We start from the raw sequence: 26,662 nt of genomic DNA on the forward strand, positions 1-26,662 counted from the left end.
GTCACGGCGTGCGCCCGACCCCGCCCAGGAAGGTGTGGTACGTGATGCCCAGGGCCGGCCGGTAACCCGGCTCCGGCCGCCACTCGGCCAGCGGCACCAGGCCCGGCTCCAGCAGCTCCAGGCCGTCGAAGAAGCCGAGGATCTCCTCCCGGGTGCGCCACCGCCCGGTGCCCATGGTGTCGTTGAACAGCCGCTCGGCCTCGAACGCCTGCCGCGACACCTCCGGGCGCTCCTCCATCGGGTTGTGGAAGTGCGAGACGGCGACGTGGCTGCCGGGCGCGAGCCGTCCGACCAGGCGCGCGGCGATGCCGGCCGGGTCCTCCTCGTCCGACAGGTGGTGCAGGATCCCGAACAGCAGCAGGCCCACCGGCTCGTCGAGGTTGAGGAGCTGCCTGGTCTCGGGGTGGTCGAGGACGTCGTCGGGGCGGCGGATGTCGGCCTCGATGACGGTGGTGCCGTCGTCGACGGCCAGCAGGGCCCGGCCGTGGACCAGCACGATCGGATCGTGGTCGACGTAGACCACCCGGCAGCCGGGGGCGGCCGCCTGGGCGATCTCGTGCACGTTGCCCTGCGTGGGCAGCCCCGACCCGATGTCCAGGAACTGCCGGATACCGGCCTCCACGACCAGGTCGCGGACGACGCGCGCCAGGAAGTCCCGGTTCGACCGGGCCGCCTGCGGGGCGTCCGGGGCGATCCGGAGCGCCATCTGGGCCACCTCGCGGTCGATCTCGAAGTTGTCCTTGCCGCCGAGCATGTAGTCGTAGACCCGGGCGACGCTGGGCTTGGTGGTGTCCACGTCGAGGGCGGGCGCGTCCTGCTCGTCGTCGGCCACGGTCGGCTCCTTCGGTTGCGTCGGGCGAGTCCGGCTGGCGTGATCATACGTCCAGGGGCGTGGAAAAATCAGGCCCGGGCCGGGCCGTACGGGCTACGGGATTCCAGCGGCCCGCGTTGACATGATGAGCCCATGACGATCGAACCACTGGCCCCGGACACCCTGCTCACCACCACCCGCAGCGTGCGCAGGCGCCTCGACCTGTCCCGCCCGGTCCCGGCGGAGCTGGTCCGCCAGAGCCTGGAGGTCGCGCTCCAGGCGCCCAGCGGCGGCAACCGGCAGGGATGGCACTGGATCGTGGTCACCGACCCCGAGCGGCGCAAGGTGATCGGCGACTACTACCGGCGGTCGTGGAACAGCTACTACACCTCGGACGGCTCGGCCCGCTCGATGTTCCGGGACGACCAGGCGCGCGCGGCCGTCCAGGAGCGCGTCAGCGGCAGCGCCGCCTACCTGGCCGAGCACATGGGCGACGTCCCGGTGCTGGTGATCGGCGCGATCGAGCTGCCCGGCGGCCGCCTGCCCGAGGGCAACCAGGCGGGGCTGTGGGGCTCGCTGCTGCCCGCCGCGTGGAGCTACATGCTCGCCGCCCGCGCCCGCGGCCTGGGCAGCGCGTGGACCACCCTGCACCTGGAGTACGAGAGCGAGATCGCCGAGCTGCTCGGCATCCCGGCCGAGGTGCGCCAGGGCGTGCTGCTGCCCACCGCGTACTTCACGGGGGAGAGCTTCCGGCCCGCCGCGCGGCAGCCGCTCGACGAAGTGCTGCATCTCGACCGCTGGTGACCCGGCGACCCTCCGGGGACGCCTAACGTGAAGACATGCGCCTGACCGCCTTCACCGACATCTCCCTGCGCATCGTCATGCGCCTGGCCGTCGCGCGGGAGCGGGAGCAGCTGACCACCCGCGCGGTCTCCGGCATGCTCGCGGTCCCGTACACGCACGCGGCCAAGGCCGTGGCCCGGCTGAGCGAGCTGGGCGTGGTGGAGGCCAGGCGCGGGCGGGGCGGCGGGCTGGCGCTGACCGCGCAGGGGCGGTCGGCGTCGGTGGGGGCGCTCGTCCGCGCCCTTGAGGGGGCCGGCGACGTGGTGGGTTGCGAGGACGACCCGCCGTGCCCCCTGCGCGCCGCCTGCCGCCTGCGGACGGCGCTGCGCCAGGCGCAGGAGGCCTTCTACGTCTCGCTCGACACGGTGACCGTCGCGTCCCTGGTCGACGCCCCCACGGGGCCCGCGCTGCTGTCGCTGTCCACCCCCGGGGAGAGGGGCACCGTCACCGCTCCGTAATATGTATCTCAGATACCAATTTTCTGAGCGGCGGTTTCGTGCTGCCTTCCCCCTCTGGAGGTCCCCCATGTTGTCCGATGAGTCGGCCGCGGTCGTCCGCGCCACCCTGCCCGTCGTCGGAGCGGCCCTCGACGACATCACGGCCCGGTTCTACGACACCATGTTCGCCGACCGTCCCGAGCTGCTCGACGGCCTGTTCAACCGGGGCAACCAGCGCAACGGCGAGCAGCGCAGGGCCCTGGCCGGCTCGATCGCCGCCTTCGCAGGCGCGCTGCTCGACCACCCCGGCGAGCGCCCCGACGCACTCCTGGCCCGCGTCGCCCACAAGCACGCCGCCGTCGGCGTCACCGACGACCAGTACGTCATCGTGCACAAGTACCTGTTCGGCGCCATCGCCGAGGTGCTCGGCGACGCGGTCACCCCGCAGGTCGCCGCCGCCTGGGACGAGGTCTACTGGCTGATGGCCGGGGCGCTGATCGCCATGGAGGCCCGCATCTACGCCGAGGCCGGCGCGCGCGAGGGCGCCACCTGGCGGCAGTGGCGGGTCGCCGAGCGCCGGGAGGAGACCGCCGACGCGTTCTCGCTGGTCCTGGCCCCGCTGGGCGACGACCCCGCGCCGCCCGCGCTGCCCGGCCAGTACGTCAGCGTCCGCGTCCGCATGCCCGACGGCGTCCACCAGCTCCGCCAGTACACGCTGTCCGGCTCCGGCGCCGACGGCGTGCGCCGCATCACCGTCAAGCGGGACGGCGAGGTGTCGGCGCTGCTGCACGACACCGTCCGGCCGGGCGACGAGCTGACCCTGTCGGCGCCCTTCGGCGAGGTCACCCTGGCCGGGGGCCGGGCGCCGCTGGTGTTCGTCTCGGCCGGCATCGGCTGCACGCCGATCGTCGCGATGCTGGAGCACCTGGCCGCGGCCGGCGACGACCGGGCCGTCCTCGTCCTGCACGCCGACCGGTCGAAGGACGGTCACGCCCTGCGCGCCGACATGGAACGCCTGGCCGGCCCCGGAAGCGCCTTCTGGTACGAGGAGGGCGAGGGCCGCCGCACCGGCCGCATGGACCTGACCGGCGTGGAGATCCCCGAAGGCGCGGTCGTCTACATGTGCGGCCCGCTGGCCTTCATGCGCGACGCCCGCGCCCAGCTGATCGAGGCCGGGGTCGCGCCCCGCGACATCCACTACGAGGTGTTCGGCCCCGACCTCTGGCCGGCCGCCTGACCCGCGGCGCTCGCAGGTGGAAAACCGCTTGTCCGGCGGTGGGCGCGGCCCTACCTTGTGACGGTCACGTCAACCGAGAGGACTTCACTTGCTGGGCGCACGCGTGCACGCATACCTTCGAGCGGCGGCCGGAACCCGGGCACACCGGGCCGGGCCGTTCCTGATCCGCTTCGACGAGCACGACGACGCGCCGCCGTTCAACTACGCCATCCCCGACGACGACCTCGCCCCCACCGGCGAGCAGGTGGCCGCGCTGGCCGCCGCCTTCCGCGAGCGCGGCAGGACACCCCGGCTGGAGTACGTGCCGCAGGTCGCGCCCAAGGTGGAGGAGGCCCTGCTGGCCGCCGGGTTCGCCGTCGAGGGGCGCTTCCCGCTGCTGGTGTGCCCGGCCGGGTCGCTTGCCGAGCCGCCCGCCGACGCCGCCGTGCGCCTCGCGCTGGTGACCGACGACCCGGGCCTGTGGCAGGTCGCGCGGGTGATGAACGCGGCCTTCGACGCCCCCGAGGCCACCGAGCACGACGTCGCGCGGCTGCGCGGCGTGCTCGACCGCGGCGGCCTGGTGGCCGCGGCCACCGACGTCGCCACCGGCGAGGTCGTCGGCGCCGGGCAGCTCGGCGGCCCCCAGGAGGGCGTGGCCGAGGTCGCCGGCATCGCCGTGCGCGACACGCACCGGCGGCGCGGCATCGGCGGAGCCGTCACCGCGCTGCTGACCCGGGCGGGCGCCGACGCCGGCATCACCATGCCGTTCCTCACCCCGGCCGACGACGCCGCGGGCCGCGTCTACGCCCGCGTCGGCTACCACAAGGCGGGCGAGGTCCTGCACATCTCGGCTCCCTGACCCTCTCGTCGACGCCCCGGCCGCCGGCTCAGCCGCAGTCGCAGCAGCCGCCGCAGTCGGGGCAGTCACAGCCGCTGCAGTTGTCCAGGTAGCAGCGTTCGCAGCAGGGCCGTCCCGCCTTCTTGCTCCACCTCGGCCGCCAGAGCCCACAGGTCAGGAACGTCGCCACTCCCGCCGCCGACCTGCGGATCCAGCCGGGACGCCGGTAGGAGGCCGCGCCGAACGCGCGCTCGACCGCCCGGCGCACCTCGGCGCCGAGCAGCCGCTCCACCAGGTGCCGCTCGTCCAGCTCCAGGTCGGCCACGGCGAGGGCGAGCCCGTGGGCGGCGTCGTCGCAGAGTTGCCGCGCCCGCTCGCGGCCGGTGCCGGTGGCGGTCAGCGGGTTGAACGCGCCCCGCTCGTCGTCGGCCGCCTGGTCCTCGACGGCGTCCAGAAGATGTGCGATGCGGCCGAAGAACCGGCCGGCCTCGGCCAGCGCCGCCGCGTTGCCCGGCCGTCCGGCCAGCACCGCGGTGTGGGCGAAGGCCGCCGCCACCGCCTCCTCGGCGGGCGCCGTGAGGTCGAGCACGTCCATGGGGATGGCCAGGGCCCGGCGCTCGCGTTCGAGCTGCCGGTCGACCGTCGCCGACAACACGGCGGTGTCGAAGCCGACGCCGGACGCCAGCCTGGCGCCGCCCGCCTGCCAGCGGGCCGCGAGCAGGCGGCGGGCCGGAGCCGCGGCCGGGGCGGCGTCCCCGTCGGCCACCTGGTCGCGCAGCCTGCCCGCGGCCAGGACCAGCGACACCCCCGCCGCCAGCCGGGCGCCGCGACCGCGGGCGTCCACCACGTCGGCGGAGCGGAACCCGCGCAACGCGCACGGACCGGCCGTCCGGTGCGGCACGGCGGCCGGGAGCTGGGCCTCGGTCAGCACCGAGAGGATCAGGGTGTCGTAGTTGGTGGTCAGCCGGGCGGCGTGCCCCTGCCCGTCCCGCAGTGTCAGGCAGAGCCCGCACAGGTGCGCCCGCCACGCCGCGCGTACCGCCGCGCACCCGTGCTCACCGCACGGACGGATGATCCCGAACACACGAACCTCACAAGATCCGGAAAACGCTGGAGGAATCGTACGGGCGATCGCCCGTACACGGCACCGCGGGACCCAGGCGCGGGTTCAGGCGCGGGGGCGGCGCGCCGCCCGTCTGGCCGCCACCGTCAGCACGGCCGCCCCGGCCAGCGTGAGCAGCGCGGTGAACAGCCACTCGTCCGAGCCCTCCGGCCCGTAGACGCGGGTCAGGCGGCCGGTGTCCACGGCCGCGGTGGCCTGTCCCGCCGCCAGGGTGCCGCGGTCGCTGCCGTACAGCTCGACGTCGCGCCGCCGGATCCGTCCGTCGCCGGAGGTGAAGTCCCCGGCCCAGACGCAGGACTCGTGCCCGGGATGCCGCACGCACCGCAGCTCCCGGGCGGTGAACGCGCCGCTCACCCCGTCGGCGCGGGCGGCCCGTACGACAGGGCCGAACTCCGGCACGGACACCAACAGCAGCAACAGCCCCACGACGGCCAGCACCACCGTGAACCCGCTCGGACGTCGTCTGGTGACCGCCATGAGCTAGTGCGCCACCGCGCAGGTGCAGGCGGCCCCGCCGTGCTCGGCGGCCCGGCGGTGGAGCAGCATCGCCACCACCATCGGCGCGAAGACGACCGCGTTGTAGAACAGGTGCAGCTCCATCCGGGGCAGGAAGATCTGCAGGACGCTGGTCGGGACCGGCCGTCCGAGCAGGTACAGCCCGGTGATCTTCTGCACGAGCAGCAGCAGGTGCTCCATGTGGTGCCAGACCTGGATGCCCAGGGAGATGTTCCACCACGTGCGCGAACGGCCCGCGAACCCCCTGCGGAGCATGACCAGGCCCACGAGCATGAGCAGCGCGTACCCGTAGTGCATCCACTCCGAGGTCACCAGCCACGGGAACGGCAGGCCGAGCACCCCGCGGGCCTCGCTCAGCGGCCACCCCCAGACGTAGACCTGCACCGCCTGCACCAGGTGCTCGGCCCAGTGGGCCACCACGATGAGCAGGAAAACCGTGAGTGCCGCCTTGTGGTGCCGTCCGTTGAGCGTGGACGCGCTGATCGTCGTCGCCATTCCTCACCTCGTGTCTGTCGCGCTGACGCTGGCGCGATGATCTCGGACGGCACTGGGAACGGGCTTGCATCCTCTTTGCAGTTGGCTGGGAGCGGCGGGGGCGCCGGCGGGCGGGCCCGCCGGCTCGGCCTCCGAAGGACGCGGTCAGGGCAGCGGGGTGGCTTCCTTGACGCGGTTGAGGTGCACGATCACGTCGAAGGCCGCTCCCAGGGCCAGCGGCCGGTTGAGCTGCTCGGGCACGTACGTGGCCGGGATGGTGAAGGTCGGACGGGCGGTGTCCAGCCACGCTCGGGTGGACGGAGTACGGCCGGCGCGGCGCAGGTCCACGTAGTAGTCGCGGTAGCGAACCCGGTCCAGGACGGCCTCGCTGCTGTCCGGGACGGGGGCGCCGGTGTCGAAGACGGCGACCTTGCCGGTCTTGGGATCGGTGGCGCGGAAGCGGCCGCTGTGGATGGTGGTGCCGATCGCCACATAGGAGGTGCCGGCCAGGGAGCGCAGGACGGCCCCCTGGGTGACCGGGTACAGATCGGGCCAGGCCGAGACGTAGCCGATGTGCCCGTTGTGCGCGGCCGCGACGGTCTTGCTGCCGGTGTGGCGCTGCCACCACACGGTGTTCTCGGCCATGGACCGGTCACGGTGACGGTGCAGGGCGGACCCGTCCAGTGCGTACATGGTGGTCATCTGGACGATGACGCGGGCCTCCTGCAGGACCTTCGGGCTCACCTTGCCGCTGCCGTGCAGCAGGCGGTAGGCGGCCTGAGCGTCGCCGGCCAGGGCGGCGCGCCGCTCGGCCGGCAGCGCGCCCAGGGTGTTCATCCGTTCCTCCACACCGGCGGGCAGGGCGAGCAGGCCCGCGTAGCGGCGACGCAGTTCGGGCTCCAGCGACGGCCGGTGCTTCTCGGCCCAGGCGAGGATGCGCCGGTACTGCTCGGGATGGACGTCGCCGATGTCGAATCCCATCACCCGCAGCTTGCGTGCGGCGGTGCGGTTGTAGTCGCGCATCCACTCGTACAGGTCCATCCACTCCTGGGTCCTCCATGAGCCGTAGGACTGCTGGAACTCCTCGGCCATGATCGTGCGCAGGTCGCCCCTGCCGGTGCGCACGTACGCGTCCAGGCGGACGCCGGCCGACCAGGTCGCCTCCAGCGCCAGGGTGGTGAAGCCCTGGGTCTGCACGAGGTGCCGGAACACCCGGTGCCGCAGCGTGAACAGCTCCTTCGAGCCGTGCGTGACCTCGCCGATCCCCACGATGGTGGCGCCCTTGGTCATCGCCGACAACGCGCGCAGGTCACGAGACGGGCCGCCTGGGACGGTGCTGCTCAGTTCCTGAGCGTGGCGCTCCAGGTCCGCCACCACCCGCTCCTGGCCGGCGTCGGCGGCAACCGCGGAGACGCGGGCGGCGGGGGCGGAGGTGGCGAACGCCGGAGCGCTCAGGCTCGTCAGACAGGCCGCCAGCGCCAGGGTGACCGGCACGGTACGACGCAGAGTGTTGCTCGACAAGACAGATCCTTACGTTGGGTGTCGGATGAAGTCATCACCAACGTAGGGAGCGGCGTGGGCGGGTTCGATCCCGCCCGCTGGCCGGTCGATGGTGGTGCTGGCTACCGCACGCCGCCGTCTCGGCCCAGCTCAGATGGCCGTTTTCCAGAGGCCAGGCGTGAGAGGCCGGGTGTCAGAGGCCCCTTCAGGCGCCGAGGTAGCGCAGCACGGCGGCGACCCTGCGGTCCAGGCGGTCGCTGGGAGCCAGGCCGAGCTTGGCGAAGATGTTGCGGATGTGCTTGTGCACCGCTCCCTCGGTGATCACCAGCTTGTCGGCGATGGCCAGGTTGCCCAATCCTTCGGCCATCAGCGCGAGCACCTCGCGTTCGCGTGGGGTGAACTCCTCCAGGGGGTCGCGGCGGCGGGTGAACAGCTGGGCCACCACGTCCGGGTCGATGGCGGTGCCGCCGTCGGCGACCCGGTTCAGTGCCTCCAGGAACTGCTCGACCTTGCCGACCCGCTCCTTGAGCAGATAGCCGACCCCGTGCGTGCCGACGGCCAGCAGGTCGGTCGCGAACGCCTGCTCGACATGCGCCGACAACACCAGCACGCCCAGGTCCGGCTGCAGGCGCTTGGCCGCCACGGCCGCCCGGATGCCCTCGTCGGTGTGGGTGGGCGGCATGCGCACATCCACCACCGCCACATCGGGCCGGTGCTCTTCGACCGCGGCCAGAAACCCCCCGGGGTCGCTCGCGGCCGCGGCCACCTCGATGCCCTCCCCGCTCAGCAGCAGCACCAGGCCCTCGCGCAGCAGCGCGTCATCCTCGGCGATCACGACTCGCACGGCAGTTCCACCTCGATCACAGTCGGCCCCCCATCGGGGCTGGTCAGGGTCATCGTTCCGTCATGGGCCTCGACGCGGCGGCGGACCCCGGCCAGCCCCGTGCCCGCGCCGTCGCGGGCGCCGCCCTTGCCGTCGTCACGCACCTGGACGCGCAGCAACGGGCCCACACGTTCGACGACGACCTCCGCGTGCCGGGCGCCGCTGTGCCTGCCCACGTTGGTCAGCGCTTCGGCCACGGTGAAGTAGGCGGCGCTCTCCACCGACAACGGCACCACGGCGAGCTCACCCACCCGCACCCGGCAGGGCACCGAACACCCGGCCGCCAGCGCGTCCAGCGCGCCGGCCAGCCCCTTGTCCTCCAGGATCGGCGGCAAGATCGCGCGCACCACGCCGCGCAGTTCCGCCAGCGCCTGCTCGGCCGCGTTCCTGGCACGTTCCAGCGCGTGCGCGGCCCGGGCGGGATCGCGCTGCAGCGCACGCTCGGCCGCGGCCACCGTGACCACGACCGCGTTCAGCCGGTTCTGCGCGCCGTCGTGCAGGGCCCGCTCGATCCGGCGCAGCTCGACGGCATGCGCGCGCAGCGCCCCCGCGCGGGTCGCGGTCAGCTGCGCGATGCGCTGCGACAAGTCGATCGAGGCGTGCGGGGCCAGCAGTTTTCTGGCGGGCAGCGCCTGCAGGCGCGCCAGCGCGGGGAAGAGGCGGACCAGGGCGACCACGACGGCCATGCCGATCACCGAGGTGGCGATCGCGCCCGGCCAGGTGGTGACCGGGACGGCGAAGTTGGTGAGCTGATCCTCGCGCGCCAGAAACTGCCAGTAGAGCGGGTAGGTGACTTCCCGCAACGCCGCCACCGGCATGACCAGCCCGAGCAGGCCGCAGGCCGGGCCCAGCACGGCGTAGAGGGCCAGCCAGCCCAGGTCGCGCCAGGTCGCCGGGTCGGCACGGGCCGCCCGCATCCTGGCCGCCCAGCCTCGGGGCAACTGCTCGGCGGACATCTGGTACGGGCTGACGATCTCGACACCCGCGCCGGCCAGGCGCCTGCGTTCCCACTCGGCCGCGCTCCTGGTCATCGCGATCATCGCCGGCACCAGCGCCAGCCCGACCCCCACCAGGCTCAACGCGGCCACCACCAGCCAGCACAGCGCGACGACGACGGCCATGAACGCGGTGCCCAGCCCGCCGGCCAGCCGTTCCAGACCTTCAAGGATTCCCCGCAACACTGCCGCCATAGTAGGTGAAAGGGGACACATCTTGTTCCAGCCCGCTGTACCACGGCCAGGCAGCGTGCGGGATTTCCGCAGATCGGGCCCGTTTCTAGGGTTCTGGCCATGACCGATCCCTATCGCATCTCCAGCCCTGACTCAGACCCCGCCGGCCCGCGGGCCGCCTCCCGGCACGCGGCGCGCAAGCACCCGCTGAGCAAAGGCGCTCTCGCGCTGCGCGCCCTGCTCTGGCTCGTCCTGATGGCCAGCTCGGTCGTCAACCTGATCGCCAACAGCATCGGCCGCGCCTGGCCGCTCGGCCTGGCCTCGGGAGGCGTCGCCATCGTGTGCGTCGCCGCCCTCATCGTGCACCACGTGAGCAGGCGCAGGACCTGAACCACGTCGTCCCCGCCACACGATCGGCCTCGGAAGAACGCGCAGGTCATGGGGGGAATGCCGGGAGCTTGCCAGTGGTTTGCATACGCATACCCCGAGGGCTTTGGCAGTGATTGAGGCTGTTTGCCCAGGGTTTACGGTTCAGAGGTAGATCATTGCCCGTTTTGGGGTGTTTGGTTTGCGTTTGTCCGTTTCTTGGGATAGTGTTGTATCTATCCAGCCGGTGGAACCGCACGTGACTTCATCACGTCCGTCGGACCACCAAGTGCGCTCCACGTAGCGACCGATGGCGTTTGTGCCCGGCTACGACCTTCATGTCTTGTCTGAGTCAAGCGAGCGCATGCCCCCCTGATGATCGATGTCACCAAGGAGACTGCTGATGACTGCTCGCCTGCGTTCTTTCGCCATGCTTTCGGCCGCTGCTGTGTCGGCGCTGACGATCGGTGCCGCCGCCCATCCCGCGAGCGCTGATGCGGATGTGAACGGTCAGGGTGTGCTGGCCGGTTCGACGACGGCGTCCTACTTCTGGGACGACTCCTCGGGTCGTGCGGGTGACACGGGTCTGCCTGCGGCCGGCAAGCCGATGCAGAAGGGTCTGGCGGCTTCGCCGTCGTGGCCGCTGATGACCGAGGGTTACGTGGTCTACCAGGGTAAGAAGCTGCCGTTCTTCGTGGGGGACCGTGGTCCTGGTGACCCCTCCAGTCGTGGGGTGATGCTGGACCTGGACGCCAAGACGTTCGCGGAGCTGACCGGTGGCCGGTTCAATCCGGACACGCTGGGTGTGGACGGTGTGAAGGGCGAGGGTCACATCAAGATCCAGTACGTGGTCACCAAGTGGGGTGACGGTGTGGGCAGGAAGGCCGCTCCGGTGGCGTTCGACACGGGTGCCTGGCGTCAGCAGGACACCGGCACGGCCCCGCTGTCGGTGAAGAAGTAACACGCGCGCACGACGAGAAGGGCGTTCCCCGCGAGGGGACGCCCTTCTCGCATGTTCAGAGCGCCGACCCCGACGGCCCGGTCGTCATCGTGACCCCCGACCCGGCGAACTCGCCCACGTCGGCGACCGCCGCCTGACCCTCCTCGCTGCTCATCGCCGTGATGAACGCCTGCTCGTCGTCCCAGGTCAGCACCGCGACCAGGTGGTAGGCGGGCCGCTGACCGCCGCCGGCCACCGGCCGCTGCACGGTGTAGCCCCGCAGGCCCGGAAGCTTGGCCGCCAGGGGCGCGTGGATCTCGTCGTAGTGCCGGTCGAAGGCCGCGACGTCCTCGGGGTGGTGGTAGAGAACGATGAGCTGGAATGCCATGGTCCGCCTCCGGATCGTGATGTCCTGTCACGAAACCACACCCCGGCGGCCCCGTGGAAGCCCGCGCGGCGGCGGGGTCAGCCCGGTACGCGGGTGACCAGAATGCCGTCGTCGTCGCTGAACAGCTCGGCCCCCGGCGAGAACGTGACACCGCCGAACGTCACCGGCACGTCCCGCTCGCCCGTGCCCGTCTTGCCGCTCTTGCGCGGGTTGGAACCCAGGGCCTTCACGCCGAGGTCGAGCTCGCGCAGCGCGGTCACGTCCCGGACGGCGCCGTGGATCACCACGCCCGCCCAGCCGGCCGCCACCGCCCCGCCCGCGATCATGTCGCCCATCAGCGCGGCGTGCAGCGAGCCGCCGCCGTCCACCACCAGGACCCGGCCCTCGCCGGGCTCCGACAGGACCGCCTTGAGCAGGGCGTTGTCCTGGTGGCAGCGCACGGTGACGATCGTGCCGTGGAAGGCGCGGCGGCCGCCGTACTGGCGCAGCTGCAGGTCGCAGGAGTCGAGCTCGTCGCCGCGCTCGTCGTACAGGTCCGCGGTGTTCATGGGAGCCCTTCCCGGCGGGGGTGTCAGCGGTCGCGTTCATGCTGCCACGCCGGGCCCGCCGGAGGCTCGGCCGGGCGGGAAGCGTTTCCCACGTTTTCCCGACCGGCGGCCGCGGCCGCCCGGTCAGCGGGCGTTTCCCGCGCGCAGCCAGGAGACGTAGTCGGCGATCCCGGAGCCGGTGTCGTAGGCGGGCTCGAAGCCGGTGTCCTCGCGCAGCCGGGTGATGTCGAGGCACAGGTCGCGGCCGGGGCCGGCGGGGTCGCGGCCGTCCCGCAGCTCGACGTCCGCGCCGGGGACGGCGGCCCGGATCGCCGCGGCGACCTCGCCGTTGGTGGTCATCCGGCCGGTGGCGACGTTGTACGTGCGGTGGCGCAGCCGCTCGGCCGTCTGCAGCAGGGCGATGGCCCGGCCGCAGTCCTTGACGTAGCACAGGTCGCCGCCGTCCCCGGTGTACGCGCCCCACGCGGGGCTCGTCAGGTCCGGCGCGGCGCCCTGCACGGCGGCGTGCACGAGCTGCGGCAGGAGGAAGAACGGCGAACGCGCGTGGCCGAGCGGCCCCCAGATCGCGCCGATGCGGAGGTTGACCACCTCCAGCCCGGCGGTCTCGGCCAGATGGCCGGCCATCAGCTCGCCGATCTTCTTGAACGTCGGGATCGGGTGGCCGGCCGACATCGTCAGCGGCAGGTCCTCGGCCAGCGGGCTCGGGGCCTCGACGCCGCCGTAGACGCCGATGGTGCTGGCCAGGCCGAGCCGGGACACCTGCCACTCGGTGGCGGCGTGGAAGACGTTGAGCAGGCTCGCGACGGACCTCTCGACCCCCTCGACCGGCTCGTGCGCACCGACCGGCCAGGGCATCGAGCCCGCCAGGTGCACGATTCCGGTGATCTTGTGCCGGTCGCCCAGGGCGAGCAGCGCCGCCCGGTCGGTGAGGTCGGCCCGCTCGACGACGAGCCGCCCCTCCGCCTCCCCGGCCAGCGGCGCGGGCACCTCGGGGGCCCTGCGCTGGACGAGCACGACGGATTCGCCGAGGTCGAGCAGCGCTCGCGCGGTGTGCGTGCCGATGAAACCGAGCCCGCCCGTGATGAGGATCATTACCCAACTCCTTGTCATCAGCACTACTGATCGTCAGTGGCGCTGATGATTACCGTAGTGCGAGGAGCCGACTGCTGTCCAGCGGGCGCAGGACGGGTCCCGCATCGAACGGCGAGGTGAAGAAACGGCGAGGTGAACCCGAGGGCGGCGGATCCTGATTCATCCCGCTAAAGTTCATGATTCGGTACCGCTGCTGTCCCAGGAGTCACCGCCTCATGCCGAACGCCGAGCCCTTACGTCCTGGAGATCCCACGTCCTTGGGGGCCCACCGGATCACCGGATGGCTGGCCTCCGGCGGGCAGGGGGTCGTCTACCTCGGCCAGGGGCCGGACGGGCGGCCTGTGGCCGTCAAGGTCCTGCACGGGATCGTGGCCGGTGAGCGGTTCGCCGCCCTGACGGAGGCGGCCCGCCGGGTGGACTCGCCGGGCGTCGCGCGGGTGCTCGACGCGGCCTGGGGGCGGCTGTCGTACATCGTGAGCGAGTACGTGGAGGGGCCGTCGCTGGCCGAGGTGGGCCGGCTCGGCGGCGCTAATCTGCGGCACCTGGCGGTCGGCACGGCCACGGGGCTGGCCGCGGTGCACCGGGCGGGGCTCACGCACGGCGACCTCAAGCCGTCCAGCGTGCTGCTCGGCCGGGACGGCGCGCGCCTGGTCGGCTTCGGCACCGCGGGAACCGGCCCGGGCTCCGGCCGCGCCGGCGCGGGCACCGGGCCCGGGCACGGCTCCGACGGCGGCGCGGTGGCGTACATGGCGCCCGAGCAACTGGACGGGCGCACGGCGGCCGCAACGTCGGCGACGGCGGGCGCAACGTCGGGAGCGACGGCTGGTGCAACGGCGGGGGCAGCGGCGGGAGCGGCGGCGGACGTCTTCGCCTGGGCGTCGGTGATGGTGTTCGCGGCCACGGGCCGGCCGCCGTTCGGCGACGACGCCCCGGCCGCGGTCGCCGGACGCGTCCTGCGCGGCGAGCCCCAGCTCGGCGACCTGCCGGACCCGCTGCGCGGCATCGTCCGCGCCTGCCTGGCCAAGGATCCGCAGGCCCGCCCGCCCATGACGGCCGTCCTGCCGCTCGTCCTGGGCGAGCCCCACCCCGCCACCCCGGAGCCTCCCGAGGAACCTCGGGGCGCTCTCGCGGGCACGGCCGCGGAGCCTCCTGACGATCATCGGCACGCTCCCGCGGGGACGGCCGACGGTCCGATCGCCTCGCCGGCGGGCCGGTCCAGGTGGGCGGTGGGACGGCGGTCGCCGGTGCTGGCGCTGGCGGCCGGGGCGGTGGCCGTGTCGGTGGCGGCCGGCGTCGTGGTGTGGAACTCCGGCAAGCGCCAGGCGGACGCCGAGGTGCGGTCCGCCCGTGAGCCCGTGCGCACGTCCGCCTCGGCGGGACCGTCCCGGCACGGCACGGCGGCGTCGAGGCCCACGAGGACGCCGCAGCGCCGCGCGACCCGCCCCACCCCCTCCGCCACGGGCCCGTCGGAACGCTCCACGACGCCGCCCGCCACCACCCGGCGGGCCTCCTTCGCCCTGGCGTACGTGCGCGTCCAGGGCTCCTCGACGATCAACTCGGCCGGGGTCGCCTGCTACACCGGCGCGGTGAACTTCGCCGCCGGGGTGAACGCCAGCCGCCCCGGCGCCGCCTACTCCTACCAGTGGCTCTACGACGGCAGGGTCATCGAGCGCGGCTCGTCCCGCTTCCCCGCGAACAGCCGCAGCGGCTACGTCAGCTCCAGGAGGCTCATCACCCCCGCGAGGGGCAGGCACACCGTCACCTACCGGATCCTGACCCCCTCGCCCAGGACGAAGTCGGTCAGGTTCACCATGTGCGGGCCGTAGGCGGGCACGAGAAGGGCGGGCCCGCGTGGTGCGGACCCGCCCTGGTGGCGGCCACGGGGATCACAGCCCGTAGCTGACCACCCAGTATCCGTTGTACCGTCCGCCGTAGCAGGACAGCCTGGTCGGGCTGTGCCAGCTACGCACGACGACGCCACCGCCCATGCGGCAGCGCAGCGAGGTCACGTACCGGTAGTTGTAGCCCCAGTCGCGGTCGCCGTCCCGGTAGCGGTCGTCGTCGTCGTCGCGCTCCTCGTCCCGGTACCGGTCGTCGTCCTTGTACCGGTCGTCGTCCTGGTACCAGGCGTGTTCCTTGCCGTGCTCGTCGTCCTTGCACTGGTCGTCGTCGTCGTCCTTGTACCGGTCGTCGTCCTGGTACCAGGCGTGTCCCTTGCCGTGCTCGTCGTCCTTGCAGCGGTCGTCGTCCTTGTGCCGGTCGTCCTGGTCGCGGTCGCCGTCCCAGGAACGGTCGCCGTCCCAGTGGTGGTCGCCGTGGTGCCTGTGGTGGTGCCACCACGGGTCGTCGGCGAGGATGTACGGACCCCTGACGTCGTAGTCCGGGGCCACGTACGCGATCGGCTCCGGACGCGGGTCGGCGGCAGCCGGACCGGCGGTGACGAGCGGAAGAGCGCCAGCGGTGGCGCAAGAGACAAGTGTTGCGATGAGTCGTCGCATCACACCGATCCAATCACTGTCGATGATCTAACCGCTACAGATAGTAACCACAGGTCAGTGACTTGAAACGGGGCCGGGAGGGCTCCGGGTCCCCCCGTCGGAAGCCCTTTGCGCGCCGAACGGGAGGCAACAGAATCCATCAAGACCCCTTGACTGCGCACGCAAACCGACGGACGATCCTGTTTGATTCAGTCGGATCATGTTGGGTCCTCACCCCTCGGTGTTGAAGGAGTCCCATGCGTGCGATCCTTCGGTCAACCCTCGCCCTGGCCCTCACCGCGACCTGCCTGACCGCCGTCGCCGGCCTCGCGCCTCCCGCCGCCGCCCTGGACAACGGCCTGGCCAGAACGCCGCAGATGGGGTGGAACGACTGGAACAGCTTCGGCTGCTCGGTCAGCGACACCCTCGTCAGGCAGACGGCCGACGCCATGGTCGCCTCCGGCATGGCCGCGGCCGGCTACACCTACGTCAACATCGACGACTGCTGGTCCACCAGGACCCGCGACGCGGCCGGCGACCTCGTCCCCGACCCCCAGAAGTTCCCCGGCGGCGTCAAGGCCGTCGCCGACTACGTGCATGCCAAGGGGCTCAAGCTCGGCATCTACTCCTCGGCCGGCACCACGACCTGCGCCGGCTACCCGGCCAGCCTCGGCAACGAGCGCAGGGACGCGGCCCTGTGGGCGTCCTGGGGCGTGGACTACCTCAAGTACGACAACTGCGGCGACCACCTCGGGCAGAGCGCGCAGCAGCGCTACACCGCCATGCGCGACGCGCTGGCCGCCACCGGCCGGCCCATCCTCTACAGCCTGTGCAACTGGGGCCAGGACGACGTCTGGACCTGGGGCATGCCGGTCGGCAACTCCTGGCGCACCACGGGCGACATCCAGGCGAACTGGGGCTCGGTCATGGGCATCCTGGACAGCCAGGCGGGGCTCGCGGCGTACTCGGGGCCGGGCGGCTGGAACGACCCCGACATGCTGGAGGTCGGCAACGCGGGGCTCACCGCCACCGAGTCGCGGGCCCACTTCAGCCTCTGGGCGCTGCTCAACGCGCCGCTCGTCGCGGGCAACGACCTGCGCTCGATGAGCGCCGAGACCCGGACGATCCTCACCAACGGCGAGGTCATCGCCGTCGACCAGGACTGGGGCGGCCGGCAGGGGCACAAGATCGCCGACAGCGGCGACCTGGAGGTCTGGCGCAAGCCGATGGCCGCGACCGGCACGGGCACGGGCTCGGCCGCCGTCGTGCTGCTCAACCGGAGCGGCGCCGCGGCCACCGTCTCCACCACCGCCTCCGCGCTCGGCCTCGGCGCCGCAGCCACCTACTCCGTACGCGACCTGTGGGCCCACACGACCGGCTCCTCGGCGGGCACGATCAGCGCCTCCGTCCCGGCCCACGGAGCCGCCATGTACGTCGTCACCGGCGGCGGCACGCCCCCCGCGGCCACCGCGCTCAAGGGCGCCGGCTCCGGCAGGTGCCTGGACGTGCCCGGCGCGTCCCAGACCAGCGGCACCCAGGTCCAGATCTGGGACTGCAACGGCGGCGCCAACCAGCAGTGGACCCCCACCGCCGCGGGCGAGCTGCGCGTCTACGGCGGCAAGTGCCTCGACGTGTACGACCGCGGCACCGCCGACGGCACCCGTGTGATCATCTGGGACTGCAACGGCCAGAGCAACCAGCAGTGGCGGCTCGGCGCCGACGGGACGGTCACGGCCGTCGGCGCGAACAAGTGCCTCGACGTGCCGGGCAACGCCACCGCCAACGGGACCGGGCTCGTCATCTGGACCTGCAACGGCGGCGCCAACCAGCGGTGGACCCGAGCCTGACCCCGCTCGGGCCGCGCTCAGGCCACGCGCAGGACGATCTTCCCCTGGATGTGGCCCCGCTCGGCGCGCTCGTGCGCCTTCGGGGCCTCCTCCAGCGGGAAGACGCTGTCGACGCCGACGCGCAGCCGCCCGGCGTCGATCAGCTCGGCCAGCGCGGCCATCTGGGTCCCGTCGGAGTGCACCTGGCCGCCGCGGCGCACGATGCCGCGCCGGGCGAGCTCCTCGTCGTGGTAATCGCCGAAGAAGACCGGGCTGAGCGTGCCGCCGTCCTTGAGCGCGGGCAGCAGCGTGTGGCCGCCGGGGCCGCCCACGGTGTCGATCAGGCAGTCCACGTCGCGCACCGCGTCCTGCGGCCGGACCCGGGTGTAGTCGACGAACTCGGCCACGCCCAGATCCTTCAGGAACGTCTCGTGCCGGCCGGAGGCGACGCCGATGACGTACGCGCCGAGGTCCGCGGCCAGCTGGACGACGAAGTGGCCGACGCCGCCGGCCGCGCCGTTGACCAGGACCCGGCTGCCGGGCCGCAGCCCGATGACGTCGTGGACGTACTGGTAGGCGGTGAGCCCGGCCATCGGCACCGCGGCGGCGGTGACGTGGTCCACCGAGGCGGGCTTGCGGGCCAGGTGGCCGGCCGGGGCGGTGGTGTACTCGGCGTACCCCCTGCCGCCCTCGTCGCCGACGCGCGGGAAGCGGACGAGGCCGTACACCTCGTCGCCCGCCCGCCACTCGGTGACGCCGGCGCCGACGGCCGTCACGACGCCCGACACGTCCGAGCCGGGGGTGAAGGGCAGCGGGAGCTCCGGCCGTATCGACGGCGGGATGTCGGCGAACCCCCGGCGGGCGTACCAGTCGGGCGGGTTGAGCGCGGCGGCGCGCACCCGCACCAGGACCTCGCCCGGCCCCGGCACGGGCCGGGGCACCTCCTCCAGGCGCAGGACCTCGGGGCCGCCGGTCTCGTGCACGCGGATGGCCTTCATCATCGATTCTCCTCGGGGAGACGGGCGCCGCTATGATGCGGAGCAGTGTTCCGGATCATAATCGGAGCACTGCTCCGATTGTCAATCGCCGGAAGGTATCGGATGACCTCCACACCCCGGAACCAGCGCGCGGACGCCCAGCGCAACCGGGAGCGCATCCTGGCCGTGGCCGCGGCCGTCATCGAGGAGCAGGGCACGGAGGCGTCACTGCGCGACGTCGCGCGCCGCGCCGAGGTCGGCCTGGGCACCCTCTACCGGCACTTCCCGACCAGGGAGGCGCTGCTGGAGGCGCTGCTGCGGCAGCGTTTCGACCTGCTCGCCGAGCGCGCCAGGACGCTGGCCGGCGCCGCCGCGCCGCACGAGGCGCTGGTGGAGTGGCTGCGCTCGTTCGTCGCGGGCGCGGGCGCCTACCGGGGGCTGGCCGCCTCGATGATGGCCACGATCAACGACGAGGGCTCGCCGCTGCACGCCTCCTGCCACGCCATGCGCCAGGCGGGCGGACGGCTGCTGGAACGCGCCCAGGCCGCCGGCGAGGTGCGCGCCGACGTGACCGGGCTCGACCTGTTCGCGCTGGCCAGCGCGGTGAGCTGGATCGCCGACCAGGCCCCCTCGCTGGCCGCCCGCGGCGACCATCTCTTCGGCCTGATCATGGACGGCCTGCGCCCCCCGGAGCCGCTCATCCGCCCGGCGCCCACCCCAGCGGCACCAGCCTGAGGTCGAACTCGACCTCCTCGTACGGCCCGTCCATCTCCCAGCCGCCGGTACGCGGGACCGGCTGCCGCACCAGCTCCTCCTTGACCGCGAACGCGGCGTCGGAGCCCAGGTAGGGGTCGCCGGCCAGGAACACGTGCGTGGTCAGCGGCCGGTGGCCGGGCGCGGTGACCTGGTAGTGCAGGTGGGCCGGTCGCATCGGGTGCCGTCCGATCGCGCGCAGCAGCCGACCGGCGGTGCCGTCGATGGGCACCGGGTAGCTGCTCGGGCGGATCGTGCGGAACCAGTAGCGGCCCTCCGCGTCGGCGGTGAACAGGCCGCGCAGGTTGCCGGGCCGCTGGGCGTCGTCCTGGCTGTCGTACCGGCCGTCGTCGGCCGCCTGCCACAGGTCCACGGTCGCGCCGGGCAGCGGCGTGCCGTCGCAGGACAGCACCCGTCCGTGCACGACCATCGGCGTCCCGCGACCGCGTTCGGGGCCCTCGCTGATCCACGCGCCGGGCTCGCGCCCGGGGGCGGGGGAGTGGAAGGGGCCCTCGACCGAGGAGGGCGATCGCCCACCTGCACGCGCGCGGAGACGATCTCCCCGACCCGCGGGTCGGGGGCGTCCACCTGGTCGAGCACCTGCCGCACGAGCTTGTCTGTCATGGCGACCGTCCTTGACGGGGACCGTGGGGTTCATTATCGGCGTCCGGCCGGGACCGGGGAAGGCTCAGGCCAGCACGCGGACCACGCCGGCGAACAGGCGGGGCAGCCGGCGCGCCGCCGGGACCACCAGGCGGGCCGTGCCGGGACGGCGGGCGGCCTGCACCAGCGCCGCCGTCAGCAGCCGGTGCGTGCGCGACAGGCGCAGCCACGCGCCGTCGTAGTCCTGCGGACGGTCCGCCGCCAGGCACCCGACCAGCAGCTCCGCCGAGCGCACGGCCAGCGAGACGCCCTCGCCGGTGAGCGCGTCCACGTAACCGGCGGCGTCGCCGACCAGCAGCACGCGGCCGGCCCGGCGGGAGCGCACCGCCTGGCGCAGCGGGCCCGCCCCGCGCACCGGGGTGACGGCCGGGCCGCTCAGGCGGCGGGCCAGCCCGGGGAAGCCGCGCAGGTGCTCCTCGAAGCCGCGCCGCGCCGAGCTGAGCACCGCGACGCCCACCAGGTCGTCGCCGACCGGCGTGACGTACGCCTCGCCCGTCCCCGACCAGTGGACCTCGACGAAGTCGCTCCACGGCTCGATCCGGTAGTGCCTGCGCAGGCCGTACCGGCGGGGGCCGCGTACCGGCAGGTCGAGGCCGAGCGAGCGGCGCAGCGGCGAGTGCAGGCCGTCGGCGGCCACCAGCCAGCGGGCCCGCAGCCCGATCGCGCTCACGCCGTCGCGGTCCTGGTCGGCGCGGGTGATCCGGCCGGTGACCGTCTTGACGCCCAGCTCGGCGGCCCGCTGCCAGAGCGCGGCGTGCAGGCTCGTGCGCCGGACGCCGAGCCCCGGCCCGGCGGCGAACGCGGCCCGCGCCTCCCGCCGCCCGTCGAGGTAGTGGATGCCGCGGAAGCCCCGGCCCTCGACCGGCGCGCCCATCGCCGCCAGCGCGGCCACCCCGCCCGGCATGACGCCCTCGCCGCACGCCTTGTCCACCGGCGCGGCCCGCGGCTCGACGACCACCGCCTCCATCCCGGCCAGCGCCGCGTGGATCGCCGTGGCCAGCCCCGCCGGCCCCCCACCCGCGACCAACACGTCGATCACCGGCTCACCTTCCGGTCGCCCGCCACGAGCACGTCGATCACCGGCTCACCCCCTGGTCGCGAGGGCGAGCGCGGCGTTCTCGCAGCGGATGCGGACCACCATCAGCGCGGCGTTGAGCAGCGTGAACGCCAGCGCCGTCAGCCACGCCGTGTGCACCAGCGGCAGCGCCAGCCCCTCGGCCGCCACCGCCACGTAGTTGGGGTGCCGCAACCACCCCAGCCGGTACGGCCCCCGCCGCACCAGCGGCAGCCCCGGCACCACGATCACCTGCGTGTTCCACCGCGGCCCGAGCGCGGTGATGCACCACCACCGCAGCGCCTGGGCCGCCACGACCACCGCGAGCATCGGCCAGCCGAGCGCGGGCACGAACGGCCGCCCGGCCAGGGCCACCTCCAGCGGCGCGCACACCAGCAGCCCCGTGTGCAGGGCCACCATCCACGGATAGTGCCCCCGCCCGGTCACCACGCCGCCGCGCGCCATGCTCCACGCGGCGTTCCGCCTGGCGACGACCAGCTCGGCCAGACGTTCCAGGCCGACGAGCACGATGAGCACCAGATACCAGGTCACAGGTCAACCACCAGCGGATCGCAGGGACGGGGGACTACCAGCGCAGCAGCACGAGCTCGGAGCAGAAACCGGGACCCATCGCGATGATCAGCCCCCAGCTCCCCGGCGCGGGCGGCTCCCCGGCCAGGGTGTCGCCGAGCACGTGCAGGACCGAGGACGACGACAGGTTGCCGTTGGCCGCCAGCGAGCGCCACGTCACGTCGAGCGCGCCCACCGGCAGCTCCAGCACCTCCGACACCGCCTCCAGCACCTTCGGCCCGCCCGGATGGCACACCCACGCCGTCACCTCGCCGGGCGTGATCCCGTGCTCGGCCAGGAACCCGTGCACGTCGTCGGCCAGGTAGCGGCGCACCACGGCGGGGACGCTGGCGTCCAGCATGACCCGGAACCCGGTGTCGCCCACCTGCCAGCCCATGACGTGCTCGGAGCCGGGATACAGGTGGCTGCGGGTGGCGACGACCGCAGGCCCGGCCGCGGGCCCCACCGCGCCCCGCCCCCCGCCGCTGGCGACCACGGCCGCCGCGCCGTCGCCGAACAGCGCGCTGGCGACCAGGTTCGCGGGCGAGGAGTCGCCGCGCTGCAGGGTCAGCGAGCACAGCTCCACCGACAGCAGCACGGCCACGTGGTCCGGCCAGCCGCGCAGGTAGTCGTGCAGCCTGGCGATGCCCGCCGCGCCCGCCACGCAGCCCAGGCCGAACACCGGCACCCGCTTGACGTCGGGACGCAGCCCGAGCGCGGCGGCCAGCCGGGCGTCCACGGACGGTGCGGCGATGCCGGTCACGGACGTGAACATGATCAGGTCGACGTCGGTCGGCTCCAGCTCGGCGGCGTCCAGGGCGGCCTTCACGCTCTCCAGCCCCAGCTCGACCGCGACGGAGACGAAGGCGTCGTTGGCCGCGCCGAAGCCGGTCAGCTTCTCGTAGCGGTCGATGGGCAGGGCGAGGTTGCGGTGCTCCACGCGGGCGCTGCGGTGCAGGCGGTCGAGCAGGCGGCGGTCGGCGCCGTCGGGCAGGCACAGGCGGGCGGCCATGTCGGTGAGCTCGGACTGCGGGTAGCGGTGGGGAGGGAACGCACAACGGACTGCGGAGATTCGGGTCATGCAGTGCTCCCTCGACAGGTCGCCCACAACATCCACTCCCCGCACGCTTCCCGCAAGGATGGTCATTTAAGCCATACGCGGCGCGTGGGAATTCTCGTTCCGGATCTCCCGGTCTACGATCACCGTGTGACCGACCCGGATCCGGCGGCCGCCGCCGTCGTGCGCGGCGGGCCGGTCCGCACGGCCGTCGCGCTGGCGCTGGCCTGCCATCCGGGCCCGACCGTGGCCGTGACCGCCCTGGTCACCGCGCTGGCCGTGGCGGCGGGCCGGGACCCGGCCGGGTGCGTCCTGGTGGCCGCCGCCGTGCTGGCCGGGCAGTTGTCGATCGGCTGGTGCAACGACGCGCTCGACGCCGGACGCGACGCCGCCGCGGGGCGCACGGGCAAACCGGCCGCCGACGGCACGGTGAGCGTGACCGCCGTGCGGGTGGCCGCGCTGACGGCCCTCGCCCTGTGCGTGCCGCTCTCGCTGGCCTCGGGCCGGACGGCGGGGCTGGCGCACCTGGTGGGCGTGCTGGGGGCCTGGGGGTACGACTTCGGCCTGAAGGCCACCGTCCTGTCGTGGGCGCCGTACGCCGTCGGGTTCGGGGTGCTGCCGGCGTTCGTGACGCTGGGGCTGCCCGGGGAGCCGTGGCCCGCCTGGTGGGCGGTCGCGGCGGCGGCGCTGCTGGGCGTGGGCGCGCACCTGGCCAACGTGCTGCCCGACATCGAGGGCGACCTGGCGACCGGCGTGCGCGGGTGGCCGCAGCGGCTGGGGGCGGCGCGCGTGCGGCTGCTGGTGCCGGTGCCGCTGCTGGCCGCCACCTGCCTGCTCGTCCTCGGGCCCGCGGGCGCGCCCGGCGTGGCGGGGTGGGCGGCCATGGCGGCCGCGGTGCTGCTCGCGGCCGGGGGAGCGCTGCTGGCCGGACGGTCCGCGCGGGCGCCGTTCGTCACCGCCGTCGCCGTGGCGGCCGTGGACGTGCTCCTGCTGCTCGCCAACGGCGCCGCCCTGACGGCCTGAGCCGACGGTGCCGTCCTGACGGCCTGAGCCGACGGTGCCGTCCTGAGGGTCTTGAGCCTCGGTCAACCGCGGTGGGGCAGGCGTGCCGCGCCGCGCAGCCAGCGCAGGCCCACTGCCAGGGCCAGCGGCGCGGGCACCGTCCCGGCCCCGAGCCCGACCTCCACCAGCAGGTCGAACACCTCCTTGCGGCGCGCGGCGGTCGCGATGGCCGCGTCGATGAACCCCGGCGACTGCGCCAGCCGGGCCAGCACGTCGGTCGTGCGCAGGTGCCGCCCCAGCGCGCCGCGCAGCTTGGCCCGGTACCGCGCCAAGGGGTCGCCCGCCGACTCGACGACCGCCTCGGCCGCCAGCCGTCCCGACAGCAGCGCGTAGTAGATGCCCTCGCCGGTCAGCGGGTTGATCAGCCCCGCCGCGTCCCCGGCGAGCAGCACCCGCCCGGCGCCCGGCGCGGGCCGCCCGGTCGACAGCGGCAGGTGATGGGCGCGCAGGTCGCGCGCGGGCCGGTCGGGCAGCAGTTCGGCCAGCCTGCCGTGCAGCACCTGGCGGCCCGGCGCCCCCGCCGCCCGCAGCCGGGGCAGCAGCATGCCGAAGCCGACGTTCGCGGTGCCGTCGCCGATCGGGAACGACCACGCGTAGGCCGGCCAGCCCGCCCGCTGCATCGCGATGAGCTGGACGTCGTCTGCCTCGGGCACGTCGGCGTAGCCGCGCACGGCCAGGGCGGTGTGCCGCTCGCCCGCCGCGGGCAGCCCGATCAGCCGGCGCACCGCCGAGTAGGCCCCGTCGGCCGCCACCACCGCGCGGGCCCGCAGCCGCCCGTCCAGGACGACCCAGGCCCCGTCGTGGGCCAGCGCCCTGACGCGGTGGCGGCGCACCTCGACGCCCCTGGCCCCGGCCGCCGCCACCAGCCGAGCGTCGAACACCCGGCGCGGCACCACGTGGTTGGGCCGGGCCGCCTCGGCCGAGACGCGCAGCCCGCCGGGCGAGACCACGGTCAGCCGGGGCGTGGGCCGGTAGTCGTCGATGAGGTCCGGCAGGCCCAGCAGGGCCAGCTCGTCGCGGCCGTGCGCGGCGATGCCGTCGCCGCACGGCTTGTCGCGGGGGAAGCCGGCCCGGTCGAGCAGGACCACGCGCAGGTCCGGCCGCAGCTGGACGGCCCGCAGCGCCGCCGCCGAGCCCGCCGGTCCCGCGCCCACGACCGCCAGGTCCCATTCCTCACCCATGCGAGGTCTTGTCCCACCCGGCGCCGTGGAGGAAACCCGTTCCCGCCGGTGTCCCACCCGGCGCGGCGGGGGAAGCCCGTTCCCGCCGGGTCAGGCCCGCGACAGCGCGCGGGCGGCGTGGATCAGGGGCACGTGGCTGAACGCCTGCGGGAAGTTGCCCACCAGGCGCCCGTAGCGCGGGTCGTACTCCTCGGCCAGCAGCCCGACGTCGTTGCGCAGCGCCAGCAGGCGTTCGAACAGCTCCCGCGCCTCCTCCTTGCGGCCCTGCATCGCCATCACCTCCACCAGCCAGAAGCTGCACGCCAGGAACGCGCCCTCACCGCCCGGCAGGCCGTCGACGTCGTTGTCGGCGGCCAGCGGATAACGCAGGACGAACCCGTCGGACATGAGCTCCTTCTCGATCGCCGCCACCGTGCCGGTCACGCGGGGGTCGTCGGGCGGCAGGAAGCCCACCACCGGGATCATCAGCAGCGCCGCGTCCAGCTCCGACGACCCGTACGACTGGGTGAAGGTGTTGCGGTGGGGGTCGAAGCCCTTGTCGCAGATCTCGGCGTGGATCGTGTCGCGCAGCTCGCGCCATTTGTCGACCGGGCCGGTGCGGCCGAAGCTCTCGACGTACTTGACGGCCCGGTCGAGGGCGACCCAGCACATCACCTTGGAGTGCACGAAGTGCCGGCGCGGGCCGCGCACCTCCCACAGGCCCTCGTCGGGCTCGTCCCAGTGCTCCTCCACGTAGTCCAGGAGCTGGCGCTGGATCGACCAGGCGCGCTCGTCGGGGGCCAGGCCGCGGGCGCGGGAGACGTACAGGCAGTTCATCACCTCGCCGTAGACGTCGAGCTGGAGCTGCTGGACCGCCTCGTTGCCGATGCGGACCGGGCGGGAGCCCTCGTAGCCGTCCAGCCAGTCGAGGCGCAGCTCGGGCAGGCGGCGCTCGCCGGCCACGCCGTACATGATCTGCAGGTCCTGGGGACGCCCGGCGATGGTGCGCAGCAGCCAGGACCGCCAGTCGGCGGCCTCGTCGAGGTAGCCCGAGCTGATCAGCGCGTCGAGCGTCATGGTGGCGTCGCGCAGCCAGCAGAACCGGTAGTCCCAGTTGCGCACGCCGCCGATGTCCTCGGGCAGTGACGTGGTGGGCGCGGCCACGATGCCGCCGGTCGGCGCGTACGTCAGCCCCTTCAGCGTGATCAGCGACCGGGTCACCGCCTCCCGGTAGGGGCCCTGGTAGGCGCACTTGCCGACCCACTCGGTCCACATGGTCTCGGTCTCGGCGAGCTGCTCCTCGGCGTCGATGCGCGGCGGCATCGGCTCGTGGGAGGGGTGCCAGGTGAACACGAACGGCAGCCGGTCGCCCGCGTTGACGGTGAACGTGGCCCGGTGGGCGTAGTCGCCGCCCTTGAGCGGGACGGGGGAGTGCAGCCACACCGAGTCGGGGCCGCCGACGGCCTGCAGGTGGCCGTTCGTCCGGCGCACCCACGGCACGATGCGCCCGTAGTCGAAGCGCACGCGCAGCTGGGTGGAGACCTCGACGCTGCCCGAGACCCCCTCGACGATGCGCACGACGTCGGGGTTCCGGTCGCGCGGGGGCATGAAGTCGATCACCCGGACCGTGCCGGTCGGGGTGTCCCACTCGCTCTCCAGGATGAGCGTGTCGGGCCGGTAGCGGCGCCGGGTGGCCGGCCGCCGGGCCGTCGGCCCCAGCCACCAGTGGCCGTTGCGCTCGCTGCCGAGCAGGGCCGCGAAGCACGAGGGGGAGTCGAACCTGGGCAGGCAGAGCCAGTCGATGGAACCGTCCCTCGCCACCAGTGCGGCCGACTGCATGTCTCCGATCAGCGCGTAGTCCTCAATCCGCATGCCGAAGACGCTACTCGCGCGCGGGCGATCCCGCGCCGGGCCGGCCC

The 26,662-nt window shown here is 73.7% G+C and carries 28 protein-coding genes; 10 read left to right on the top strand and 18 right to left on the bottom strand.

Annotation, left to right across the window (positions count from 1 at the left end; genetic code table 11):
- Position 1: 1 nt before the first annotated feature.
- On the bottom strand, positions 2–832 hold the full coding sequence (locus AB0J46_RS40790; RefSeq protein ID WP_364340145.1) for an SAM-dependent methyltransferase: 831 nt from the start codon (positions 830–832) through the stop codon (positions 2–4).
- Between the two features lie 132 nt (positions 833–964).
- On the opposite strand from AB0J46_RS40790, the gene AB0J46_RS40795 reads away from it, so the two are divergent.
- The 4 genes from AB0J46_RS40795 to AB0J46_RS40810 all read left to right on the top strand — a co-directional run bounded on the left by AB0J46_RS40795 (position 965) and on the right by AB0J46_RS40810 (position 4,166).
- Entirely contained in the window at positions 965–1,615 is a 651-nt protein-coding gene (locus AB0J46_RS40795; protein ID WP_364340147.1) for a nitroreductase family protein, read from the top strand.
- A gap of 35 nt (positions 1,616–1,650) precedes the next feature.
- On the top strand, positions 1,651–2,112 hold the full coding sequence (locus tag AB0J46_RS40800; protein ID WP_364340149.1) for an Rrf2 family transcriptional regulator: 462 nt from the start codon (positions 1,651–1,653) through the stop codon (positions 2,110–2,112).
- Positions 2,113–2,179: 67 nt separating this feature from the next.
- Positions 2,180–3,328 (top strand): globin domain-containing protein, encoded by a 1,149-nt coding sequence (locus tag AB0J46_RS40805; RefSeq protein WP_364340151.1) that lies wholly within the window; start codon positions 2,180–2,182, stop codon positions 3,326–3,328.
- 88 nt (positions 3,329–3,416) lie between these two features.
- Positions 3,417–4,166, top strand: coding sequence for a GNAT family N-acetyltransferase (locus AB0J46_RS40810; RefSeq protein ID WP_364340153.1), 750 nt, complete (start codon positions 3,417–3,419; stop codon positions 4,164–4,166).
- A gap of 28 nt (positions 4,167–4,194) precedes the next feature.
- Here AB0J46_RS40810 and AB0J46_RS40815 read toward each other — a convergent pair whose 3' ends face one another.
- The 6 genes from AB0J46_RS40815 to AB0J46_RS40840 all read right to left on the bottom strand — a co-directional run bounded on the left by AB0J46_RS40815 (position 4,195) and on the right by AB0J46_RS40840 (position 9,822).
- Complete coding sequence (locus AB0J46_RS40815) at positions 4,195–5,229, bottom strand: DUF5685 family protein (protein WP_364340155.1); 1,035 nt, start codon at positions 5,227–5,229, stop codon at positions 4,195–4,197.
- Positions 5,230–5,313: 84 nt separating this feature from the next.
- Positions 5,314–5,745 (bottom strand): hypothetical protein, encoded by a 432-nt coding sequence (locus tag AB0J46_RS40820; protein ID WP_364340157.1) that lies wholly within the window; start codon positions 5,743–5,745, stop codon positions 5,314–5,316.
- A gap of 3 nt (positions 5,746–5,748) precedes the next feature.
- Complete coding sequence (locus AB0J46_RS40825; RefSeq protein ID WP_364340159.1) at positions 5,749–6,279, bottom strand: hypothetical protein; 531 nt, start codon at positions 6,277–6,279, stop codon at positions 5,749–5,751.
- 144 nt (positions 6,280–6,423) lie between these two features.
- Positions 6,424–7,779 (bottom strand): erythromycin esterase family protein, encoded by a 1,356-nt coding sequence (locus AB0J46_RS40830; protein WP_364340161.1) that lies wholly within the window; start codon positions 7,777–7,779, stop codon positions 6,424–6,426.
- Between the two features lie 184 nt (positions 7,780–7,963).
- Positions 7,964–8,602: a response regulator transcription factor gene (locus AB0J46_RS40835; RefSeq protein ID WP_364340163.1), complete on the bottom strand. Its 639-nt coding sequence runs from the start codon at positions 8,600–8,602 to the stop codon at positions 7,964–7,966.
- Positions 8,590–9,822, bottom strand: a complete 1,233-nt coding sequence (locus AB0J46_RS40840) for a sensor domain-containing protein (RefSeq protein WP_364340165.1) — start codon at positions 9,820–9,822, stop codon at positions 8,590–8,592. Before AB0J46_RS40840 ends, AB0J46_RS40835 begins: the two co-directional genes overlap by 13 nt.
- A gap of 108 nt (positions 9,823–9,930) precedes the next feature.
- Here AB0J46_RS40840 and AB0J46_RS40845 point away from each other — a divergent pair, with 108 nt between their 5' ends.
- Positions 9,931–10,200 carry a hypothetical protein gene (locus AB0J46_RS40845; protein WP_364340167.1) on the top strand — a complete coding sequence of 90 codons (270 nt, stop codon included), beginning with the start codon at positions 9,931–9,933 and terminating at the stop codon, positions 10,198–10,200.
- A gap of 379 nt (positions 10,201–10,579) precedes the next feature.
- A complete protein-coding gene (locus tag AB0J46_RS40850; RefSeq protein ID WP_364340169.1) occupies positions 10,580–11,137 on the top strand; it encodes a hypothetical protein in 558 nt (185 codons plus the stop codon).
- Positions 11,138–11,192: 55 nt separating this feature from the next.
- On the opposite strand, the gene AB0J46_RS40855 is transcribed toward AB0J46_RS40850, so the two are convergent.
- From AB0J46_RS40855 to AB0J46_RS40865, 3 genes are all read right to left on the bottom strand, one after another.
- Positions 11,193–11,504, bottom strand: coding sequence for an EthD family reductase (locus AB0J46_RS40855; RefSeq protein WP_364340171.1), 312 nt, complete (start codon positions 11,502–11,504; stop codon positions 11,193–11,195).
- A 77-nt stretch (positions 11,505–11,581) separates the two neighbouring features.
- Positions 11,582–12,052: a ribonuclease E activity regulator RraA gene (gene rraA / locus AB0J46_RS40860; RefSeq protein WP_358302365.1), complete on the bottom strand. Its 471-nt coding sequence runs from the start codon at positions 12,050–12,052 to the stop codon at positions 11,582–11,584.
- A 123-nt stretch (positions 12,053–12,175) separates the two neighbouring features.
- Positions 12,176–13,144, bottom strand: a complete 969-nt coding sequence (locus tag AB0J46_RS40865; protein ID WP_364340173.1) for an NAD(P)-dependent oxidoreductase — start codon at positions 13,142–13,144, stop codon at positions 12,176–12,178.
- A 215-nt stretch (positions 13,145–13,359) separates the two neighbouring features.
- On the opposite strand from AB0J46_RS40865, the gene AB0J46_RS40870 reads away from it, so the two are divergent.
- Positions 13,360–14,970, top strand: a complete 1,611-nt coding sequence (locus tag AB0J46_RS40870; protein WP_364340175.1) for a serine/threonine-protein kinase — start codon at positions 13,360–13,362, stop codon at positions 14,968–14,970.
- 60 nt (positions 14,971–15,030) lie between these two features.
- On the opposite strand, the gene AB0J46_RS40875 is transcribed toward AB0J46_RS40870, so the two are convergent.
- A complete protein-coding gene (locus tag AB0J46_RS40875; protein WP_364340177.1) occupies positions 15,031–15,534 on the bottom strand; it encodes a hypothetical protein in 504 nt (167 codons plus the stop codon).
- Between the two features lie 344 nt (positions 15,535–15,878).
- On the opposite strand from AB0J46_RS40875, the gene AB0J46_RS40880 reads away from it, so the two are divergent.
- Entirely contained in the window at positions 15,879–17,468 is a 1,590-nt protein-coding gene (locus AB0J46_RS40880) for a lectin (RefSeq protein ID WP_364340179.1), read from the top strand.
- A 17-nt stretch (positions 17,469–17,485) separates the two neighbouring features.
- Here the strand turns inward: AB0J46_RS40880 and AB0J46_RS40885 are convergent, their stop codons facing one another.
- Entirely contained in the window at positions 17,486–18,448 is a 963-nt protein-coding gene (locus AB0J46_RS40885) for an NADP-dependent oxidoreductase (RefSeq protein WP_364340181.1), read from the bottom strand.
- A gap of 99 nt (positions 18,449–18,547) precedes the next feature.
- Here AB0J46_RS40885 and AB0J46_RS40890 point away from each other — a divergent pair, with 99 nt between their 5' ends.
- The gene (locus AB0J46_RS40890) at positions 18,548–19,159 is read left to right on the top strand and encodes a helix-turn-helix domain-containing protein (RefSeq protein ID WP_364340183.1); all 612 of its coding nucleotides are present in this window, start codon (positions 18,548–18,550) and stop codon (positions 19,157–19,159) included.
- On the opposite strand, the gene AB0J46_RS40895 is transcribed toward AB0J46_RS40890, so the two are convergent.
- From AB0J46_RS40895 to AB0J46_RS40910, 4 genes are read right to left on the bottom strand one after another with little or no spacing between them, the layout of a single operon-like run.
- A complete protein-coding gene (locus AB0J46_RS40895) occupies positions 19,122–19,835 on the bottom strand; it encodes a hypothetical protein (RefSeq protein WP_364340185.1) in 714 nt (237 codons plus the stop codon). The genes AB0J46_RS40890 and AB0J46_RS40895 overlap by 38 nt on opposite strands.
- A gap of 30 nt (positions 19,836–19,865) precedes the next feature.
- The gene (locus tag AB0J46_RS40900) at positions 19,866–20,879 is read right to left on the bottom strand and encodes an NAD(P)/FAD-dependent oxidoreductase (RefSeq protein ID WP_358302325.1); all 1,014 of its coding nucleotides are present in this window, start codon (positions 20,877–20,879) and stop codon (positions 19,866–19,868) included.
- Between the two features lie 45 nt (positions 20,880–20,924).
- Entirely contained in the window at positions 20,925–21,446 is a 522-nt protein-coding gene (locus AB0J46_RS40905) for an isoprenylcysteine carboxylmethyltransferase family protein (RefSeq protein WP_364340187.1), read from the bottom strand.
- 34 nt (positions 21,447–21,480) lie between these two features.
- Complete coding sequence (locus tag AB0J46_RS40910; RefSeq protein WP_364340189.1) at positions 21,481–22,545, bottom strand: type III polyketide synthase; 1,065 nt, start codon at positions 22,543–22,545, stop codon at positions 21,481–21,483.
- A gap of 126 nt (positions 22,546–22,671) precedes the next feature.
- Here AB0J46_RS40910 and AB0J46_RS40915 point away from each other — a divergent pair, with 126 nt between their 5' ends.
- Positions 22,672–23,544, top strand: coding sequence for a UbiA family prenyltransferase (locus AB0J46_RS40915; RefSeq protein WP_364340191.1), 873 nt, complete (start codon positions 22,672–22,674; stop codon positions 23,542–23,544).
- A gap of 62 nt (positions 23,545–23,606) precedes the next feature.
- On the opposite strand, the gene AB0J46_RS40920 is transcribed toward AB0J46_RS40915, so the two are convergent.
- Together AB0J46_RS40920 and AB0J46_RS40925 are read right to left on the bottom strand one after the other, a co-directional pair.
- Entirely contained in the window at positions 23,607–24,764 is a 1,158-nt protein-coding gene (locus AB0J46_RS40920; protein ID WP_364340193.1) for an NAD(P)/FAD-dependent oxidoreductase, read from the bottom strand.
- Positions 24,765–24,854: 90 nt separating this feature from the next.
- Positions 24,855–26,615, bottom strand: a complete 1,761-nt coding sequence (locus tag AB0J46_RS40925) for a glycoside hydrolase family 15 protein (protein ID WP_364340195.1) — start codon at positions 26,613–26,615, stop codon at positions 24,855–24,857.
- Positions 26,616–26,662: the final 47 nt, after the last annotated feature.

Origin of the sequence: Nonomuraea sp. NPDC049758, assembly GCF_040674635.1 — a bacterium.
GTDB lineage: Bacteria > Actinomycetota > Actinomycetes > Streptosporangiales > Streptosporangiaceae > Nonomuraea.